Origin of the sequence: Bradyrhizobium sp. (assembly GCF_049512235.1) — a bacterium.
Lineage (GTDB): Bacteria > Pseudomonadota > Alphaproteobacteria > Rhizobiales > Xanthobacteraceae > Bradyrhizobium.
The window spans coordinates 16,295-34,886 of record NZ_JBEKXH010000013.1 but is presented as its reverse complement, the minus strand read 5'-3'; the positions used below and the strand labels follow the sequence as shown (position 1 = coordinate 34,886).

Below are 18,592 nucleotides of genomic sequence, written 5' to 3'. Positions count from 1 at the left end.
TTCAGGGAATAAATTTCAGGCCGTTTGAAACTTTTGCAGGCGATGGCCGTGCGGGGGCTCACCTCATGGTGAGGAGCACGCCCTTCGCGCGCGTCTCGAACCATGAGGCCGACATGGCGACCCTCGTCCTTCCCTCAGGATGAGCCTTCACATCGAACGCCCTAATCCCGACTTGCCGGCGTCTGAATAAAGCCCCGGTTCCAGGTCGGGCTGATCAGGATCTCGTTGACGCACACCCGCGGCGGCATATTGGCGACGAAGGCGATGGTGCGGCCGAGATCTTCGGACTGCAGCATCCTCGCCTGCTCTTGTTCCGACGGGACCACCGGCCGCAGCTTGAGGATCGGGGTCGCGACCTCGCCGGGAGACAGGCAGCACGCGCGCAGGCCGTTGACGCATTCATCCATGTTGAACGAATGGGTCAGCGCCAGCACCGCGTGTTTTGTCGTTGTATAGGCCGGCCCAGGCATTTTGGAGACGTGGCGGCCGGCCCACGAGGCGACATTGATGATGCAGCCGTCCTGTTGCGACCGCATCGCCGGCAGCACCGCGCGCATGCAATACAATACGCCGTTGAGATTGATTTCGACCAGTCTGTTCCAGCCTTCCAGCTCCATATCCGCCCAGCTGCGTTTCGTCACATTGATGCCGGCGCTGTTGACCAGGAGATCGATGCGGCCGTGTTGAGCGACAATCCGTTGCGCCGCCTTGTTGACGTCGTCGGCGATGCTGACGTCGAGCGGTATCGCCTCGGCCTTGCCGCCATTGTTGGTAATCCGGGCCACCACGGCGTCGAGCGCATCCTTGCGGCGGCCGGAAACCACCACCGTCCAGCCATCCGCCGCCAGCGCTTCCGCCCCGGCCTCGCCGATGCCGCTGCCGCCGCCGGTCACCCAGGCGACGCGTTTCCCGTGAATTGACATGCGAGCTGTCTCCGTTGCTTTGTGAAGGCCGCTTTTGCTATTGAACTGCCCTTGAGAATTTGCCGCGGCCATCCCGGCCGCGCGCGCCGCTGCCGCAATGATGCATCAACGCATCCCGGAAAACCATCATGAACGCCAATCTGTTTTCCCGCCTGTTCGACGGCCTTGACGATAACGCCCGGCTCGCGATTGAAACCACCGACGGGCAGCGCATCAGCTATGGTGAGCTGATCGCCCGCGCCGGGCAGATCGCCAACGTGCTGGTTGAGCGCGGCGTCAAGCCCGGCGACCGCGTCGCCGCGCAAACCGAAAAATCGGTCCCCGGCCTGGTGTTGTATCTCGCCGCGGTGCGGGCCGGCGCGGTCTATCTGCCGCTCAATACCGCCTACACGCTCCATGAGCTTGAATATTTCATCACCGACGCCGAACCCTCGCTGGTGGTGTGCGATCCCGCCAAAGCCGATGCTATCGGCGCGATCGCCGCCAAGGTCGGCGCCGAAGTTGCGACCCTGGGCGCCGACGGGCGGGGCACGCTGACCGACGCCGCCGCCAAAGCGAGCCCGGTATTCGCAACCGTGCCGCGCGGCGACGATGATCTCGCCGCGATCCTCTATACTTCGGGCACCACGGGGCGCTCCAAGGGCGCGATGCTCAGCCACGACAATCTGGCGTCGAATTCGCTCTCGCTGGTCGACTATTGGCGCTTCACGAACAACGACGTGCTGATCCACGCCTTGCCGATCTATCATACCCACGGGCTGTTCGTCGCCAGCAACGTCACGCTGTTCGCCCGCGCCGCGATGATCTTCCTGCCGAAATTCGATCCTGACCTGATCATCCGGCTGATGGCGCGTGGCACCGTGCTGATGGGCGTGCCGACGTTCTACACCAGGCTGTTGCAAAGTCCGGCGCTGACGCGCGAGTCGGCCAGCCATATGCGGCTGTTCATTTCAGGCTCGGCGCCGCTGCTTGCCGATACCCATCGCGAATGGGCGGCAAGAACCGGCCACGCCGTGCTCGAACGCTACGGCATGACCGAGACCAACATGAACACCTCGAATCCCTATGACGGCGATCGCGTTCCCGGCGCGGTCGGTCATGCGCTGCCGGGCGTGTCGGTACGCGTCACCGATCCGGAAACCGGCACGGAGCTGCCGCGCGAAAGCATCGGAATGATCGAGGTCAGGGGCCCGAACGTGTTCAAGGGCTATTGGCGGATGCCGGAAAAGACAAAAGCCGAATTCCGCGACGACGGTTTTTTCATAACCGGCGACCTTGGCAAGATCGACGCCAACGACTACGTGCACATTCTGGGCCGTGGCAAGGACCTGGTGATCTCGGGCGGCTTCAACGTCTACCCGAAGGAAATCGAGAGCGAGATCGACGCCATGCCGGGCGTGATCGAGTCCGCCGTGATCGGGGTGCCACACGCCGATTTCGGCGAGGGCGTCACCGCCGTGGTGGTCTGCAACAAGGGCGCGCACGTAGATGAAGCCTCGGTGCTGAAGGCGCTCGACGGCCGGCTGGCAAAATTCAAGATGCCGAAGCGGGTCATCGTGGTCGACGACCTGCCGCGCAATGCCATGGGCAAGGTCCAGAAGAACATCCTGCGCGACAGCTATGCGGACATTTACAAGAAGTGATCATACCATGCACGCAATCTTGCGAGCCAAGGGTCGCTCTATGAACGGCTCGGATTCTGCATCACCGATGAGGATGACCGCAAATTCTACATGCGGCGCGACCCCGGATAAACGACAGTCCGTAGGGTGGGCAAAGCCAACGGATCGCGCGAACGCGCGGGCCGATGGCGTGCCCACCATCTTCTCACGTCTTAAATGGTGGGCACGGCGCAAGAGCGCCTTTGCCTACCCTACGCGCCGTCATCCGCCATTTACGCCTTTCGGCTAATTCGGCTGGTGCTCAAACCCGCGACCATCGCCTTCGCCGCCAATACCTCGCTGGAATGCGCCCATGCTCGCCCTGAATCGGGCTTCATCGGCGCCAGCCGGCAGCGCCCGGCACCCTGTCAATACCCGTCCATGCGAGCCGCATCTCAAGCTATGAACATTCGTTCGCAACCGGTGATTTCGCCGTTGCGCTAGCTGTTTCGACTTCGTACATAGGATTTATCTACCGCGATCCCCGTAAGGCCCCGTGTGCCGGGCCAAAAACCGTCAAAGCCGCCGATGACCGCCAGGATCGAACGCCCGCTTTCGCCGCATCTGCAGACTTATCGCTGGACCCTGACGATGGCGCTGTCCATCGTCCACCGTGCAACCGGCGTGGCGCTCTATTTCGGCACCCTGCTGCTGGCGTGGTGGCTGATCGCGGCGGCGGAGGGGCCAACCGCCTATTCCCACGTTCAAGCCTTCACCAGCAGTTTCATCGGCCGGCTGATCGTGTTCGGCTATACCTGGGCGTTGCTGCACCATCTGCTCTCCGGCGTCAGGCATTTTGTCTGGGATCTCGGCTACGGCTTCAAGGCGAGCGAGCGCGAAACGCTGACCTGGGCCGCGCTGATCGGCGGTCTTGCGCTAACCGTTTTGTTGTGGATCGCGGCTTACGCGATCGGGGGCGGGTGATGAGCATCAAGGAACAGGTCGGCTCGACACCGCAGGCCACGTCGCTGCGCACGCCGCTCGGCCGCGTCCGCAGCCTCGGCGCCTCGCATTCCGGCACTTCGGATTTCTGGCGCCAGCGCCTCACCGCGGTGGCGATGACGCTTTTGATCATTCCGGTCATCGTGGTGGTGATGATGCTGCTCGGCCGCAATCAGGTCGGCGCGGCGCAGATCCTGGGCTCGCTGCCGATCGCCATCATCCTCTTGCTGTTCATCGTCGCCAGCGCCTGGCACATGAAGATCGGCATGCAGGTGGTGATCGAGGACTATGTGCACAACGAGAAGCTGAAGCTCGCCTTTGTCATGGCCAACAATTTCTTCTCGATCGCAGTGGCGCTGGCTTCGATCTACGCCATCCTCAAACTGTCATCCGGAGTTTAGCGCATGGCCGCTGATGGCAACGGCAAGGCCGTAAACGGCAGCGGTGGTGCCGCGGCCAACAGAAAAGCCTATCCGATCGAGGACCACACCTACGATGTCGTCGTGGTCGGCGCCGGCGGCGCCGGTTTGCGCGCGGTCGTGGGCTGCAGCGAAGCGGGCTTGCGCACCGCCTGCATCACCAAGGTGTTTCCGACCCGCTCGCATACGGTGGCGGCGCAGGGCGGCATTTCGGCCGCGCTCGGCAACATGCACGAGGACGATTGGCGCTGGCACATGTACGACACCGTCAAGGGGTCGGACTGGCTCGGCGACCAGGACGCCATCGAATACATGGTGCGCAATGCGCCCGAGGCCGTCTACGAACTCGAACATTGGGGCGTGCCGTTCTCGCGCACCGAGGACGGCAAGATCTACCAGCGGCCGTTCGGGGGCATGACGCTGGACTACGGCAAGGGCCAGGCCCAGCGCACCTGCGCCGCCGCCGACCGCACCGGGCACGCCATGCTGCACACCATGTACGGCCAGGCGCTGCGTCACGCCGCGGAATTCTATATCGAGTTTTTCGCCATCGACCTGATCATGGACGACCAGGGCGTCTGCCGCGGCGTGATCGCGCTCAAGCTCGATGACGGCACGCTGCATCGCTTCAAGGCGCAGACCACCATTCTCGCCACCGGCGGCTATGGCCGCGCCTACGCCTCCTGCACCTCGGCGCATACCTGCACCGGTGACGGCAATGCCATGGCCTTGCGCGCCGGGCTGCCACTGCAGGACATGGAATTCGTCCAGTTCCACCCCACCGGCATCTACGGCGCGGGGTGCCTTGTCACCGAGGGCGCGCGGGGCGAAGGCGGCTATCTGGTCAATTCCGAAGGCGAGCGGTTCATGGAACGCTATGCGCCCTCGGCCAAGGACCTCGCCTCACGCGACGTGGTGTCGCGCGCAATGACGATCGAAATCCGAGAAGGCCGCGGCGTCGGCAAGAAAAAGGATCACATCTACCTGCACCTCGACCATCTCGATCCCAAGGTGCTGCACGAAAGGCTGCCGGGCATTTCCGAATCGGCCAGGATATTTGCCAATGTCGACGTCACCCGCGAGCCGATTCCGATCGTGCCGACCGTGCACTACAACATGGGCGGCATTCCCACCAACTATCACGGCGAAGTGCTGACCAAGAAGAACGGCGACGACAATGCCACCGTACCCGGCCTGATGGCGCTGGGCGAGGCGGCCTGCGTCTCGGTGCACGGCGCCAACCGGCTCGGTTCCAATTCGCTGATCGATCTCGTGGTATTCGGCCGCGCCGCGGCGCTGCGCTGCGCCGAAAAACTGACGTCGAACGGCAAGCAGCCGGAACTGCCGGCGGGATCGGCCGACAAGGCGCTCGGGCGGCTCGACCGCTACCGCTACGCCTCCGGTGGCACGCCAACGGCAAAACTGCGCGACAGCATGCAGCATGTGATGCAGAGCAATTGCGCGGTGTTCCGCAGCGGCGACATATTGCATGAAGGACAGAGCCTGATCCACAAGGTGCATGGCGGCGTCAGCGACGTCGCGGTGTCGGACCGCTCGCTGACCTGGAATTCCGATCTGGTCGAGACGCTCGAGTTCGACAACCTGATCGCGCAGGCGGTGGTGACGATGGATTCGGCGGCCAACCGCTCCGAAAGCCGCGGCGCCCACGCGCGCGAGGATTTCCCGAACCGCGACGACAAGAACTGGATGAAGCACACGCTGGCGTGGCTCGACGATCAAGGCAACACCACGATCGACTATCGCCCGGTGCACGACTACACCATGACCAACGACGTGCAATACATCCCGCCGAAGGCGCGGGTGTATTGATGACGACAGCGAAGGCTTGAAAGCATGGTCGAATTCGCACTGCCGAAAAACTCGAAGATCACGGGCGGCAAGACCTGGCCGAAACCGCCCGGCGCGACGCAGACGCGCGAATTCAAGGTCTATCGCTGGAATCCGGACGACGGCAAGAATCCCAGCGTCGACACCTATCATATCGATACCGCCGATTGCGGCCCGATGGTGCTCGACGGCCTGATCTGGATCAAGAACAACATCGATCCGACGCTGACCTTCCGGCGCTCCTGCCGCGAAGGCGTCTGCGGCTCCTGCGCCATGAATATCGACGGCCAGAACACGCTGGCCTGCACCAAGTCGATGCATGACGTGAAGGACGGCGCGGTCAGGATCAACCCGCTGCCGCATCAGCCTGTCGTCAAGGACCTAGTGCCGGACCTCACCAATTTTTACGCGCAATATGCCTCGATCGAGCCGTGGCTGAAGACATCATCGCCGACGCCGCAGAAGGAATGGAGGCAAAGCCACGAGGACCGCGAAAAACTCGACGGCCTCTATGAATGCATTCTGTGCGCCTGCTGCTCGACCTCGTGCCCGAGCTATTGGTGGAACAGCGAGCGTTTTCTGGGGCCGGCCGCGCTGCTGCAGGCGACCCGCTGGGTCAAGGACAGCCGCGACGAGGCCACCGGCGAGCGGCTCGACAACCTCGAAGACCCGTTCCGGCTTTACCGCTGCCACACCATCATGAACTGCGCCAAGGCCTGCCCGAAGAGCCTGAACCCCTCGGAGGCCATCGCCGAGCTCAAGATGAAAATGGTCGAGCGTCAGATTTGACGCCGCGGCGTTCGCCTGGCGTTGTTCAGCATGAGGTCATAATCTCCCCTCCCTCCACGCGCATCGCGCGTGGCGGGGGAGGGGTCGGGGGTGACGCGGCATTCACCGAAGCAGCGGTTCCTGCTGGTACCCCCCACCCCCGACCCCTCCCCACCGCTTCGCGGGGGGAGGGGAGAAGATAATTCCAATGCAAAAGTGAAATTGAAATCGCATGCCGGCCGCGCCCCTCATCATCCTGCATCATTTCGATCAGTCGCCGTTCTCGGAAAAGGTGCGCATCGTCTTCGGCCTCAAGCAGGTCGAATGGACCTCGGTCCTTATCTCCCGCATCATGCCGCGTCCCGATCTGATGCCGTTGACCGGCGGCTACCGGCGAACGCCGGTGATGCAGATCGGCGCCGACATCTATTGCGACACCCAGGTCATCATCCGCGAGCTGGAGCGGCGTGTTCCCGAACCGACCCTGTTCCCGGACCGCAGCGAAGGCCTTGCCTGGGCCAGCGCGATGTGGACCGACCGGTCGTTTTTTCAGAACACCGTGAACCTGGTGTTCGGCTCGTTGGCGGACAAGGTGCCGCAGGAATTCATCGCCGACCGCGAACAGCTGCGCGGTGCCCGGTTCGACGTGGCGGCGATGACCTCGGCCATTCCGCAGATGCGCGACCAGTTTCGTGCCCATGTGCACTGGATCGAGACCCAGCTTGGCAGCGGCCGCGCCTGGATCACCGGCGACAAGCCCGGTCTATGCGACGTCAACGCCTACATGAACATCTGGTATGTGCGCGCGAACCTGGCTGACGCCCTGGAGATGCTCGCGGAGTTCGGCCATGTCCGGGCATGGGAGGCGCGCCTGCGCGCCATCGGTCACAGCAGCCGCAGCGAAATGTCGCCCGCCGACGCGCTCGAGATCGCGGCACGCGCGGTACCGCAGACCGCCGAATTGACGGATCCCGGCGATCCCAATGGTCGCAGGCCCGGCGACCGCGTCGAGATCATGCCCGACGACTATGGCAAGGTCAAAGTGAGCGGCAAGATCGTCGCGCTGTCGCCACAGCACATCGCGATCCGCAGGCACGACCCACGCGCCGGCGAGGTTGTCGTGCACTTTCCGCGCGCCGGCTTCCTTGTCATTCCCGCCCTGGTCTGAGCGGCATTGAGGTCCTCGGCCTGGCACTCGCTCGCGCAGGTTCCAGCCCGGTGACTTTTGTCGGCCACGGCGGATTGGATCGAGCAACTGGCGCGCGCCCTCGACAAGGCCGGTTGATGGCGCTGGCCGAAGCGCGGCGCAGCGGAGTGAGCTCGGTACCACCGTTGCCGTCGCGGGCGAGGCCGCAAAACAGCGCGCTGGACTCACCCGCCGAGTCGGATATGCATGCGCCAATGCGGCCACGCATTTCATGAGGATTGCTTGACGACATCGACACGGTCACCTGCCTTCGCCGCCGCCAACGATCCCGCTGCGCCCCCGTTCGGGGCGTTCGCGCCCACCCGCGCGCAGGCGGCGATCGTCGCGCTGGCGCACCGTTCGCGGCTGAAGCGCGGCGCGTTCCGCCCTGTCTTGTCGCGGCTCGTCCATCTCCTGCGCGCCGGTCCGGTCGATGTGCGATACCAGGGCGCGTCATTTCGGTTCTATCATCAGGCCAGCGCCACCGAGCGCGGCGCCTTGTTCAATCCCGACTACAATCTCGATGAACTGGATTTTCTGCGCGCGCAGACCCCGGTCGGCGGCGTGTTCGTCGATGTCGGCGCCAATGTCGGCACCTACGCCTTGGCGCTGGGCCGCCATGTCGGCGCCGGCGGAAAGGTGCTTGCGATCGAGCCGCATCCCATCACCCAGGCGCGGCTTGTGTTCAACCGCGCCGCATCCGGCTGCGCCTGGGTTGTCCTCGTCGCCGCGGCGGCAGGCGCTTCCGACGGCGAGTTGATGATCGAGACCGACGGCGACAATCTCGGCGCCAGCCATATCGTCAGCGGCAAAGGCAGCGGCAATGTCATCCGGGTGCGGTCGTTGCGGCTGCAGCGCATTCTCGACGAGGCCGCCGTTTTGCATATCGACGCGCTGAAGATCGATGTCGAGGGTTTTGAGGATCGCGTCCTGACCGGCTTCTTCCGGGAAGCGCCACCCTCGCTCTGGCCGCGCGCGGTGGTGATCGAGCATCTGTCGCGCAATGAATGGCTCGACGACTGCATCGCGGACATGCGCGCGCGCGGCTATGCCGAGACCGGCAAGACCCGCAGCAACACGCTGCTGTTGCGCGGTTCCGGCTAGTCCGCCCTTCCTCGAGGGGCGGGAACATCGCCGCGCCGGCGCCGTTATCGCCGCGGCAGCAAGGAAGCGAAACATGGCCAACGATAGCACCGCGCGCGATGTCGACCGGGTCTGGGAACTCATGAAGATGATCAGCTACGTGAAAATGGCGGCCGCCGTGGTCACCGGCACGCGGCCGAATCTCGGCGACAACCGCACGGTGGCGATGTAGATGGACATCGATCCGCAAGAGGATCCGCCGATCAAGCCAGGGCAGCCGTCGGAGCCGCCGCAGGAAAGTCCGCCGGGAAATCCGAGGCCGGAGGTTCCGCCGCCGATGCAGGAGCCAGGTGAACCCGCGCGGCCGGAGGAGTTGCCCGGCCGCACGCCCGATGAAATGCCGGTGCGGGGACCGGAACAACCGAACGGGCCCTACCCCGCGACCGATGGCACGCAGGCGATTTGCGTGGATCCGGGCACGCCGGACCGGCCGCAGGGGACAATTTGAAATTGCGATTTGAAACCACCGCCTGAATGGGTCATGAACAGAGGCGAATCGGAACTCCGTGTAGTCATAAATAAATACACGTCTGCATTGGCAGACTGCCACAATCCGGCCTAACGCATCATTGTAGTGATCAGCCCGCCCTGCCCATCATTTTCGGGAACCTGATGACAAACCTTCGTCTCGTGCTGCTTGCCACGACCGCGCTGACGGCCGCGCAGTTCGCCAGCGCCACATCGCACGCCCAATCCGCTCCGCAAGTGATGGCACAGGCGAAGGAAGAATTGGGTCCCGACGGCAAGCCCAAGCAGCCGCCGAAGGGCGCGCCGCCGCCGAGGCCCGCGCCGCCGGCCGCTGCTCCGCCACGCCCCGCGCCGCCCGCCGCCGCGCCCCCTCCACCCCGGCCGGCACCGCCGCCCCCGGCTGCGGCACCGCCGCGTCCTGCACCGCCGCCCCCGGCCGCCGCACCTCCGCCTCGTCCGGCACCCCCGCCGCCGGCCGCGGCGCCGCCGCGTCCCGAGCCCCCACGGACGGAACCGCCGCGCGCCGAGCCGCCGCGCCCGCCTGCACCGCCGCAGCGCACTGCGCCGCCGCAGGCTCCCGAACCGTCGCGTCCCGCGCCCCCCACGGCAGCACCCCCGCCAGCGCCGCCGAAGCCCCCGGCGCCGCCAAACGGGGCCGCTGCACCGCCACCGCCTCCACCCGCAGGCGCAAGACCGCCATTGTCGGGCCCAGGCGCTCCGCCGCCACCGCCCGCAGGTGGAAGACCGCCGCAGGGTCCTGGCTCGCCGCCGCCAGCAGGTGCCGGCGCGCCACCGCCTCCGCCAGGGCGCAACGGACCTCCGGGAGCGCCAAATGCAGCACCGGGTGGCCCCGGCGGGCAGACCGCGCTCCCGCCAGGCGGCGCTCCGTTGGCGCGCCGCGCGCCGCCAACAGTCGCCGCGCCGATACCGGCGCCGCCACCGCCCGCCCAGGCCATGACCCCGATTGCTCCGGGGGCGGCGGCACAAGGGCCGCACCGCATGGAAGATTTCCGCGGCGCGCGGCAGGAAAGCGATCAGGGTGGCCGCAAAGTCTTCACCGAGCCCGGCCGCGTCATCGTGGTCGATCCCAGCGGCCAGTCCTTCATTCGCCACGACGAGGGCGATCGTTTCCGCTACGGCGCCCGCGACATTCACGTCGAGCAGGCCGGGGACGACACCCGCACCATCGTGATTCGACCCGACGGCACCGAGATCATCAACATCACCGGCCGCGACGGCCAGCTGCTGCGCCGGATCCGCCGCGACCGCGAGGGCCGCGAGATCATCATCATCGACAACACCTATCGTGACCCCGGCGCGGTCGGCGGCTTCTTCATCGACCTGCCGCCGCCGGTGCTCCGCATTCCCTATGACCGCTACATCGTCGAAGCCGACGAAGCGCCGCCGGACGTGATCTACGAGACCATGGAAGCGCCGCCGGTGGAGCGGATCGAGCGGCGTTATTCACTCGATGAAATCCGCTACAGCCCGTCGGTGCGCGCGCTGATGCCGAGCATCGATCTCAACACCATCAACTTCGAAACCGGATCGTGGGAGATTCCGCCGGATCAGGCGGCGAGGCTGCAGGCGATCGCGGACGGGCTCAACCGGGCGATCGCGCGCAACCCGCGCGAGGTGTTCCTGATCGAGGGCCACACCGATGCGGTCGGCAACGACGTCGACAATCTGTCGCTGTCGGACCGGCGCGCCGAATCGGCGGCCGAGCTTTTGACCCGGCAATTCGGCGTGCCCGCGGAGAACCTGACCTCGCAGGGCTATGGATCGCAGTATCTCAAGGAGCAGACTAGCGGGCCCAGCCGCATCAACCGGCGCGTCACCGTCCGCCGCATCACGCCGCTGCTCAACGGCGGCACCGCCTCGCTGCCGCCGCCCCCGCCCGGCACCGCGCCGCCGAGGTAGCGGAGCTGCATTCGCGACATGAAATGGCCGGGACGAAGCCCGGCCATGACGGTGCGGGAGTCTGTAGGGTGGGCAAAGACAATGGATCGCGCGAATGCGCGATCGGTTGGCGTGCCCACCATCTTCTCACGTCTAGCTAAGCTAGAACGGTGGGCGCGGCGCAAGCGCGCCTTTGTCTTACTGAGTTGCGCCGAGCTACGGCTCGGCACGCCAAAAATATCGAAAACAACCCCATGCAAAGTAACACCAGCGGTCCTTGGCAGTGACCCATCCACCGGGCCCGGCATAGTCCAGGGCTTGTCCCGCCCGCGGGGCCGAAGCCCCTTCGGCGCGGCGAAGGCCCGGCCATGACGGGCGCCATACGCTGGAAGGCGTCAGTGCCAACGACCGCTGGTCTCAGCCCTTGTCGGTGTCGAGTTTGAAGAGCGGGGAGCTTTCCCCAACCGACAGCAGGCCGGTCTCGGCGTAGAGATCGAGTTTGGCGCGGCTATCGGTGATGTCGAGGTTGCGCATCGTCAGCTGGCCGATCCGGTCCGCCGGCGTGAACGCCGCATCCTCCACCTTCTCCATGCTCAAGCGCTCCGGATGATAGGTCAGGTTGGGACTCTCGGTGTTCAGGATCGAGTAGTCGTTGCCGCGTCGCAATTCGAGCGTGACCTCCCCGCTGACGGCGCGGGCGACCCAACGCTGGGCGGTTTCGCGCAGCATCAGGGCTTGCGAATCGAACCACCGCCCCTGATAGAGCAACCGGCCAAGGCGCATGCCGCTGATCCGGTATTGCTCAATCGTATCTTCGTTGTGGATGCCGGTGACGAGGCGCTCGTAGGCGATGTGCAGCATCGCCATGCCCGGGGCTTCGTAGATGCCGCGGCTCTTGGCCTCGATGATCCGGTTCTCGATCTGGTCGCTCATGCCAAGGCCATGACGGCCACCGATGGCGTTGGCCTCGAGCAGCAGCGCGACCGGATCGGCGAAGGCCTGGCCGTTCAATGCGACGGGCTGCCCCTCCACAAACCGCACGGTAACCCTTTCGGCCTTGACGACAGTGTCGTCGCGCCAGAACGTCACGCCCATGATGGGATTGACGATTGTGATGTTGCTATCGAGGCGCTCGAGGTCCTTGGCCTCGTGGGTGGCGCCGAGGATATTGCTGTCGGTCGAATAGGCCTTCTCGGCGCTCATCTTGTAGTCGAAGCCATTGGCAGCGAGGTACTCCGACATCTCGGAACGGCCGCCCAGTTCGTCGATGAACTGCTGGTCGAGCCAGGGCTTGTAGATCTTGAGGCTTGGATTGGTCAGCAGGCCGTAGCGGTAGAAGCGCTCGATGTCGTTGCCTTTGTAGGTGGATCCGTCGCCCCAGATGTTGACGCCGTCCTCTTTCATGGCCGCGACCAGCATGGTGCCAGTGACAGCGCGACCGAGAGGCGTGGTGTTGAAGTAAGTCGCGCCGCCGGTTGAGATGTGGAAGGCGCCGGATTGAATCGCTGCGATGCCTTCGTGAACCAATTGCTTGCGGCAATCCACGAGCAGGGCTTTTTCGGAGCCTAGGCCTAGCGCCTTGCGCGGGATCTCGTCGTAATCGGCCTCGTCGGGTTGGCCAAGATTGGCGGTATAGGCGAAAACGCGGGCACCCTTCTGTTTCATCCACACGAGCGCCGCGCTGGTGTCGAGACCGCCCGAGAAAGCAATGCCGACTTTCTGCCCCTTGGGCAGGCCTTTCAAGATCGCACTCATGAAGCTTCCAATCGGTCGTATCTGCGGATGTTTCTTGCGAATTGAGGGCGCGAATATCAAATTTCGTGCCGATCGGCACGCTTTTAATAGAGCATGGCGATCGACCGACCGAAATCGGGATTACGCCGGCTTACGGAAGCGAGTGAGGAGCCGGGTCAAGGCCGCATCGACGCCCTCATCGGTGAGCCGCGTCGTCGACCAGCGATAAATCCAGCCATAAGCGAGCCAGATCACCAGGAATGTCACCAGCCCGGCGACGGCGACATCGGTGAAGAAATGCCCGCCGAACGCCATCCGAAGCACGCTGGTGGTGACGCCGAACACGGTCGCCCCTGCATAGGCCAGCGGCCGCCACGCCGGCGGCGCCAGCGCCGCCGGCGCATAGGTCCAGAACGCGGTGGCGCCTTCGCCGGAGAAGAACGAACAGTTGCGGGCGCAGCTGCCGCGCGGATCCCACCAGGGCACGAATCGATCCGGGCCGTTGAACTGCGTCACCACCACCGGCCGCGGCCGGCCCCAATAGCTCTTGAAGGTGAGATTGGTGAGCACCCCGGCGGACAGCACCAGCGTGACCAGCAGGAAGATGATGGCACGCCCGGACATCAGGAGCGGCCGGTCCGGCCGGATCAGCTTGACGAGGAGTGCGACCAGCGCCGGCGCCGCGAGGCCCCAGGCAATCCACATGGCACCGTCGCGTGCGGTCTCGGCAAGCGCGTTCAGCCTGAGCGGGAAGGACCTGGTGGTGGCGTCATAGAACAACGCCGAAAGCTTCAGGTCGAGCTCGGGATAGATCCCGAACAGCACACCGACCACGAGCGAAAGCGAAAGTGCGATGAATAGCCCGGTCCGGTTCATGGCGCGGGGTTTAGCCGAGGGCGCCGATGAAGAAAAGTCTCCCTTGATGTATCGTCGTGAAGCCAGCTTCATGACGCCGGCGGCGAAGGGGTATGCGACGGCAGCGGCGGCGGAGGCAGCGGGCGCGGCGGCTCGCGCCAGGCCCCGGCTTTGCGGCCCGCGATCAACCAATAGACCACACCGGCGACGATCCCCGCGCCGGTCATGATTTCGAGATGACGCCGCACAATACCCTCGAAGCGAAGCGTGTCGGAGTCGAACGGCACCAGGCCGAGATAGCAGGCCAGTCCGACGACGGCGCCGCCGGCGGCGTAGGCCAGCGCGCTCCTGATGTAAAACGCCTCCGTGATCGCGGCCACGATCATCGCCGGCAGCAGCGCAAAACCGGAGACGAAGATGAAGCCGAAACCGATCACGACGTTGAGCGCGCTGGAATCGATCGGACCGGTGCCAAGATCGGAAAATTCCGGAAACAACACCGCGCCGATCATGATCATTCCGGCCACCAGACAGGCGGCGAGAAATCCGATGACAATGACGAACAGCCGGCCGATCAATGCCATGGAGTGAGACACTCTAATTATGCGCACCTAATCCGTCATCGCCATGGCGCGCAGCGCCTGGCGCTCGCGCACCGACAATTTCTCGGTCTCCGATTTCAACTGGCCGCAGGCGGCGAGGATGTCGCGGCCGCGCGGCGTGCGCACCGGCGAGGAATAGCCGGCGTTGAAGATGTACTCCGAAAACTTCTCGATCTGGTCCCAATCCGAACATTGATAGCGCGTGCCCGGCCACGGATTGAACGGAATCAGGTTGATCTTGGCCGGAATGCCCTTCAGCATCTTGACCAGCAATTTGGCGTCATCCAGCGAATCGTTGACGCCCCTCAGCATGACATATTCGAAGGTGATACGCCGCGCATTGGACGCGCCGGGATAGTCGCGGCAGGCCTGCAGCAATTCGGCAATCGGATATTTGCGGTTCAACGGCACCAGTTCGTTGCGCAATTCGTCGCGCACCGCATGCAGCGAGATCGCCAGCATGACACCGATCTCCTCGCCGGTCCGGACGATGTTCGGCACCACGCCGGAGGTCGACAGCGTAATGCGGCGGCGGGAGATGCCGATGCCCTCATTGTCGGCAACGATCAAAAGCGCGTCGCGTACCGCGTCGAAATTATACAACGGTTCGCCCATGCCCATCATCACCACATTGGTGACGAGACGGCCGCCGGAAGGGGTTTCGCGGTCGGCCCAGTCATTGAGGCGATCGCGCGCCACCATGATCTGGCCGACGATCTCGCCTGCGGTAAGGTTTCGCACCAGCCGCTGGGTGCCGGTATGGCAAAACGAGCAATTCAGCGTGCAGCCGACCTGCGAGGAAACGCACAGCGTGCCGCGATCGGTTTCGGGAATATGGACGCACTCGACTTCGTGCGCCTTCTCGATCGCATCGCCGCTCGGCAATCGCAGCAGCCATTTGCGGGTGCCGTCGCTGGACACCTGCTCGGCGACCACCTCGGGACGCGCGACCGTGAAATGCGCCGCGAGCTGGAGGCGCATTTCCCTGGAAATGCTGGTCATCTCGTCGAAATTCCGCGCCCCCCTGACATAGATCCAGTGCCACAGCTGCTGCACCCGCATCTTGCGCTGCGCCGGCTGAACGCCGATGGCGCCGAGCCGGTCGGCGATCTCGGCGCGCGACAATCCGACCAGCGAGGGTTTTGCCGGCGGCACATAGCTTTCAACCGCGATTTTTTCCAGCGGCGCAGGCGCATTCGGCGTTTCGATAGTCATCTGCATCAGTTACATATAGCAACCGGCACGGCAATTGCGACCCATTTACCGTTGGCAATCCTGCGCCACCCGGTCGAGCGCCTGGGCGAGCCCCTTCAAGGAGAACGTGTCCGTGGTCTCGGTGCCCTTGGCCGATACGCCCTTGATGACGACATCGCTTGCCTTGCGCATGGCATCGACCATCCGCTCTTCCTCCGCGGCGTTCTTGATCCAGAGCCCGTCGCCCTGGGTGTACATGGCGTAAGTGGCGCCGCCAACCTCCAGCGTCGATTCCGATCCCGGTTTCAGGGCATAGCCGATCATGACCGAGACCTCGTTGGTGACTTTTTCCCCCGGGCGCGTCGAGACGAACGCGTAGGCCGGATCACGCGGCCGATTCGGCGGATTGGTTTTCGACGACGAAGGCTTCGCCAGCGCGAAGCACACCTTCTTGCCATTCGGCGTCGCCATATAGGCGCCCCAGCCGGCGAATTGGCCGATCAGGGTCGGTTCGGCGCTACCGGTAACGGCGGCCGCGGGCTTGGTTTCCGGCTTTGCCACCACAGGTTTTGCAGCCAAAGTCTTCGCCGCGCCTTTCGACGGTTCGCCCTGCGCCAGCGCAAGACCCGCCGCGCCGCACAGCAGCACACCCGCCACCAGAGCTGTCGATATTCGCCGAACGCACATGACCGAATCTGGTTCCTCATGATTGTGACTGGAAGATGGCCCCGACATCACCTCGTCACAGCTGCGATTGATATCGGGCAACTGCGTTCCTGGTTAGGCAGGTGGAATCAGATTGTGGCAGGGCCTCAAATCCGGCAAGAAGCGTTGCGGAAAACCTTGTGCGCCCGAACAACAGGTCAAGTCCATGAAAGCCATTCTCTGCTCGCAGTATTGCGGTCCCGACGATCTTGTGCTGGCGGATGTGCCCGATCCCGTGGCCGGGCCCGGGGAGGCCGTGATATCCATCAAATCCGCGGCGCTGAATTTCTTCGACCTGCTGATGATCCAGGGTAAATACCAGATCAAGCCGCCGTTTCCGTTTTCGCCGGCGGCGGAAGTCGCGGGCGTGATCGAAAGTGTCGGCAGCGGCGTCACCGGGCTGAAAGTCGGCGACCGCGTGGTGGCGTCCTGCGGCCATAATGGCGCGCGCGAAAAGATCGCGCTGCCGGCGAATTCCATTGTCAAGATTCCCGACAATCTGGATTTCGATCGCGCCGCCGGCATTATCATCATCTACGGCACCGCGCTGCATGCGTTGGAAGATCGCGCCAGCCCGAAGGCCGGAGAAACCATGGCCGTGCTGGGGGCTGCCGGCGGCACCGGGCTTGCGGCTTGCGAACTCGGCAGACTGATGGGCCTGAAGGTGATCGCCTGCGCCTCCTCGGCGGAGAAACTTGAGTTTGCCAAGGCCCACGGCGCCGAACTCGGCCTGAACTACTTGACCGAAGACCTCAAGGACGGCCTGCGGCGGCTCACCGGCGGCAAGGGCGTCGATATTATTTTCGACCCCGTCGGCGGCGCCTATGCCGAGGCCGCGCTGCGCTCGATCGCCTGGGAAGGCCGCTTCCTCGTGATCGGATTTGCCGCCGGCGACATTCCGAAGATGCCGCTCAATCTGGCGCTGCTGAAGGGCTGCGACATCAGAGGCGTGTTCTGGGGCGCGTGGGCGCGACTCAATCCGGAGAAGAACCGCGCCAATCTGGAGAAGCTCGTGAAGTGGACGGCGGAGGGCAAGATCTCCTCGCATGTCGATCGCAGCTTCCCGTTGGCGCAAACCGCCGATGCGCTGAAGGTGCTCGCGGGCCGCAAGGCAATGGGCAAGGTGATTCTGCATCCCTGACGCGGCCATCGCCGGATTGGCGCAACGCATCCGGTGGTCCGGAGCGGCTACCCGGCGGAGCAGGATTGGATGTGGCGGCCATGCATTCGCGGCCTGTCATTTGTGCGGCCGTACACTCGATGGTGGTCGGATTAGAGCGTGCAATTTCTCATGCGCTTGGCCGCAAAGAAATCAAGATATCACCCGAATCGTACGCGCGAAGGCCGCGCTTTGGTCGAATTCACTGCGCAGTTTAACAACCCCGGCGGGCGCTGGGCACAATTAGAACGTTGGGATGCCCAACCGGGTTCGTTGCCAGCGCGGAGGCATCACATGGCGCAGGAAACGAAGTTTGGCGGCGCGGCCGGGCCTGCGGCTAACCCGCGCCGTCGCCTCGAGATCGAAAGCGATCCAGGCCTGGAGGATCAGGAGCCGTTCCCTTTATTCCTCTACAGCCACGATGAACCGCAACCGGCGCTCTTCGAAAAGCCCTCGGGCAAGGGCATGTTCTCGTCAAGAGCCGTCAGGCTCGGCCTTTTGAAGGCCTTCGCGGCGGCCGCCGTCGTCGCGATCCTGGCTTTGGTCAGGCTGTTCACCATTATTTCCACCGAAAAGACTTCACAGGCCGGCGCGGCCGCCTCCTCACCATCGCTGGTCCTGGTCAATAACTCGCCGATCGGGACCGCGGCATCGTTGCCCGACGCCAGCAGCGCGCCCTCGCGGGAAGACATTGCCGCCGCGTTCGACAGCGTCCGTCGGAGCCAGACCGAAATCCGCCAGCCGGCCGCCACACCTCCGCCGCCGACACAACCTGCACCGTCCAGACAAATGGACCCCGCCGAAATCGCCACGATGCTGAAGCGCGCCAGGAGCCTGATTGCAATCGGCGACATCGCGGCTGCACGGCTGTTGCTGGAACGAGCGGCCGACGGCCGGGAGCCAAGCGCGGCACTCCTGCTGGCCCAGACTTACGATCCTGCGGTGCTCGGTACCGCGGACGCGCGAAGTATCACACCCGATCCGGTGGCTGCCCGGAACTGGTACCGGAAGGCGGCGCAACTCGGCTCGCAGGATGCGCAGCAGCGCCTTGCTCAGATGAAGGATTAATTTTCTACCGCAGTTGGG

At 64.5% G+C, this 18,592-nt stretch carries 18 protein-coding genes; 12 read left to right on the top strand and 6 right to left on the bottom strand.

Annotated elements, in window-relative coordinates; all coding sequences use genetic code 11:
- Positions 1–161 precede the first annotated feature (161 nt).
- Complete coding sequence (locus ABSG20_RS02485) at positions 162–923, bottom strand: SDR family oxidoreductase (RefSeq protein WP_423862896.1); 762 nt, start codon at positions 921–923, stop codon at positions 162–164.
- A 128-nt stretch (positions 924–1,051) separates the two neighbouring features.
- Between ABSG20_RS02485 and ABSG20_RS02480 the strand changes: the two genes are divergently transcribed.
- From ABSG20_RS02480 to ABSG20_RS02435, 10 genes are all read left to right on the top strand, one after another.
- Positions 1,052–2,566: a malonate--CoA ligase gene (locus tag ABSG20_RS02480; protein WP_423862895.1), complete on the top strand. Its 1,515-nt coding sequence runs from the start codon at positions 1,052–1,054 to the stop codon at positions 2,564–2,566.
- A 546-nt stretch (positions 2,567–3,112) separates the two neighbouring features.
- A complete protein-coding gene (gene sdhC, locus ABSG20_RS02475) occupies positions 3,113–3,508 on the top strand; it encodes a succinate dehydrogenase, cytochrome b556 subunit (protein ID WP_423862894.1) in 396 nt (131 codons plus the stop codon).
- Positions 3,508–3,927, top strand: coding sequence for a succinate dehydrogenase, hydrophobic membrane anchor protein (gene sdhD / locus ABSG20_RS02470; RefSeq protein ID WP_423862893.1), 420 nt, complete (start codon positions 3,508–3,510; stop codon positions 3,925–3,927). Before sdhC ends, sdhD begins: the two co-directional genes overlap by 1 nt.
- Positions 3,928–3,930: 3 nt before the next feature.
- Positions 3,931–5,775, top strand: a complete 1,845-nt coding sequence (gene sdhA, locus ABSG20_RS02465; protein ID WP_423862892.1) for a succinate dehydrogenase flavoprotein subunit — start codon at positions 3,931–3,933, stop codon at positions 5,773–5,775.
- 24 nt (positions 5,776–5,799) lie between these two features.
- The gene (locus ABSG20_RS02460; RefSeq protein ID WP_423862891.1) at positions 5,800–6,582 is read left to right on the top strand and encodes a succinate dehydrogenase iron-sulfur subunit; all 783 of its coding nucleotides are present in this window, start codon (positions 5,800–5,802) and stop codon (positions 6,580–6,582) included.
- Positions 6,583–6,793: 211 nt separating this feature from the next.
- On the top strand, positions 6,794–7,729 hold the full coding sequence (locus tag ABSG20_RS02455) for a glutathione S-transferase family protein (protein ID WP_423862890.1): 936 nt from the start codon (positions 6,794–6,796) through the stop codon (positions 7,727–7,729).
- A gap of 261 nt (positions 7,730–7,990) precedes the next feature.
- Entirely contained in the window at positions 7,991–8,851 is an 861-nt protein-coding gene (locus ABSG20_RS02450) for an FkbM family methyltransferase (protein WP_423862889.1), read from the top strand.
- Positions 8,852–8,924: 73 nt separating this feature from the next.
- Positions 8,925–9,062, top strand: a complete 138-nt coding sequence (locus ABSG20_RS02445) for a hypothetical protein (protein WP_423862888.1) — start codon at positions 8,925–8,927, stop codon at positions 9,060–9,062.
- Positions 9,063–9,338, top strand: coding sequence for a hypothetical protein (locus tag ABSG20_RS02440; protein ID WP_423862887.1), 276 nt, complete (start codon positions 9,063–9,065; stop codon positions 9,336–9,338).
- Between the two features lie 164 nt (positions 9,339–9,502).
- Positions 9,503–11,278, top strand: coding sequence for an OmpA family protein (locus tag ABSG20_RS02435; RefSeq protein ID WP_423862886.1), 1,776 nt, complete (start codon positions 9,503–9,505; stop codon positions 11,276–11,278).
- Between the two features lie 396 nt (positions 11,279–11,674).
- Here the strand turns inward: ABSG20_RS02435 and argG are convergent, their stop codons facing one another.
- From argG to ABSG20_RS02410, 5 genes are all read right to left on the bottom strand, one after another.
- On the bottom strand, positions 11,675–13,012 hold the full coding sequence (gene argG / locus ABSG20_RS02430) for an argininosuccinate synthase (RefSeq protein WP_423862885.1): 1,338 nt from the start codon (positions 13,010–13,012) through the stop codon (positions 11,675–11,677).
- A gap of 120 nt (positions 13,013–13,132) precedes the next feature.
- A complete protein-coding gene (locus ABSG20_RS02425) occupies positions 13,133–13,867 on the bottom strand; it encodes a phosphatase PAP2 family protein (RefSeq protein ID WP_423862884.1) in 735 nt (244 codons plus the stop codon).
- Between the two features lie 68 nt (positions 13,868–13,935).
- On the bottom strand, positions 13,936–14,430 hold the full coding sequence (locus tag ABSG20_RS02420) for a hypothetical protein (protein WP_423862883.1): 495 nt from the start codon (positions 14,428–14,430) through the stop codon (positions 13,936–13,938).
- 27 nt (positions 14,431–14,457) lie between these two features.
- Positions 14,458–15,669 carry a dual-specificity RNA methyltransferase RlmN gene (gene rlmN / locus ABSG20_RS02415; protein WP_423862882.1) on the bottom strand — a complete coding sequence of 404 codons (1,212 nt, stop codon included), beginning with the start codon at positions 15,667–15,669 and terminating at the stop codon, positions 14,458–14,460.
- 39 nt (positions 15,670–15,708) lie between these two features.
- Entirely contained in the window at positions 15,709–16,329 is a 621-nt protein-coding gene (locus ABSG20_RS02410; protein ID WP_423862881.1) for an invasion associated locus B family protein, read from the bottom strand.
- 184 nt (positions 16,330–16,513) lie between these two features.
- On the opposite strand from ABSG20_RS02410, the gene ABSG20_RS02405 reads away from it, so the two are divergent.
- Together ABSG20_RS02405 and ABSG20_RS02400 are read left to right on the top strand one after the other, a co-directional pair.
- A complete protein-coding gene (locus tag ABSG20_RS02405) occupies positions 16,514–17,488 on the top strand; it encodes an NADPH:quinone oxidoreductase family protein (protein WP_423862880.1) in 975 nt (324 codons plus the stop codon).
- A 312-nt stretch (positions 17,489–17,800) separates the two neighbouring features.
- On the top strand, positions 17,801–18,574 hold the full coding sequence (locus ABSG20_RS02400) for an SEL1-like repeat protein (RefSeq protein ID WP_423862879.1): 774 nt from the start codon (positions 17,801–17,803) through the stop codon (positions 18,572–18,574).
- The last annotated feature ends 18 nt before the right edge of the window (positions 18,575–18,592 follow it).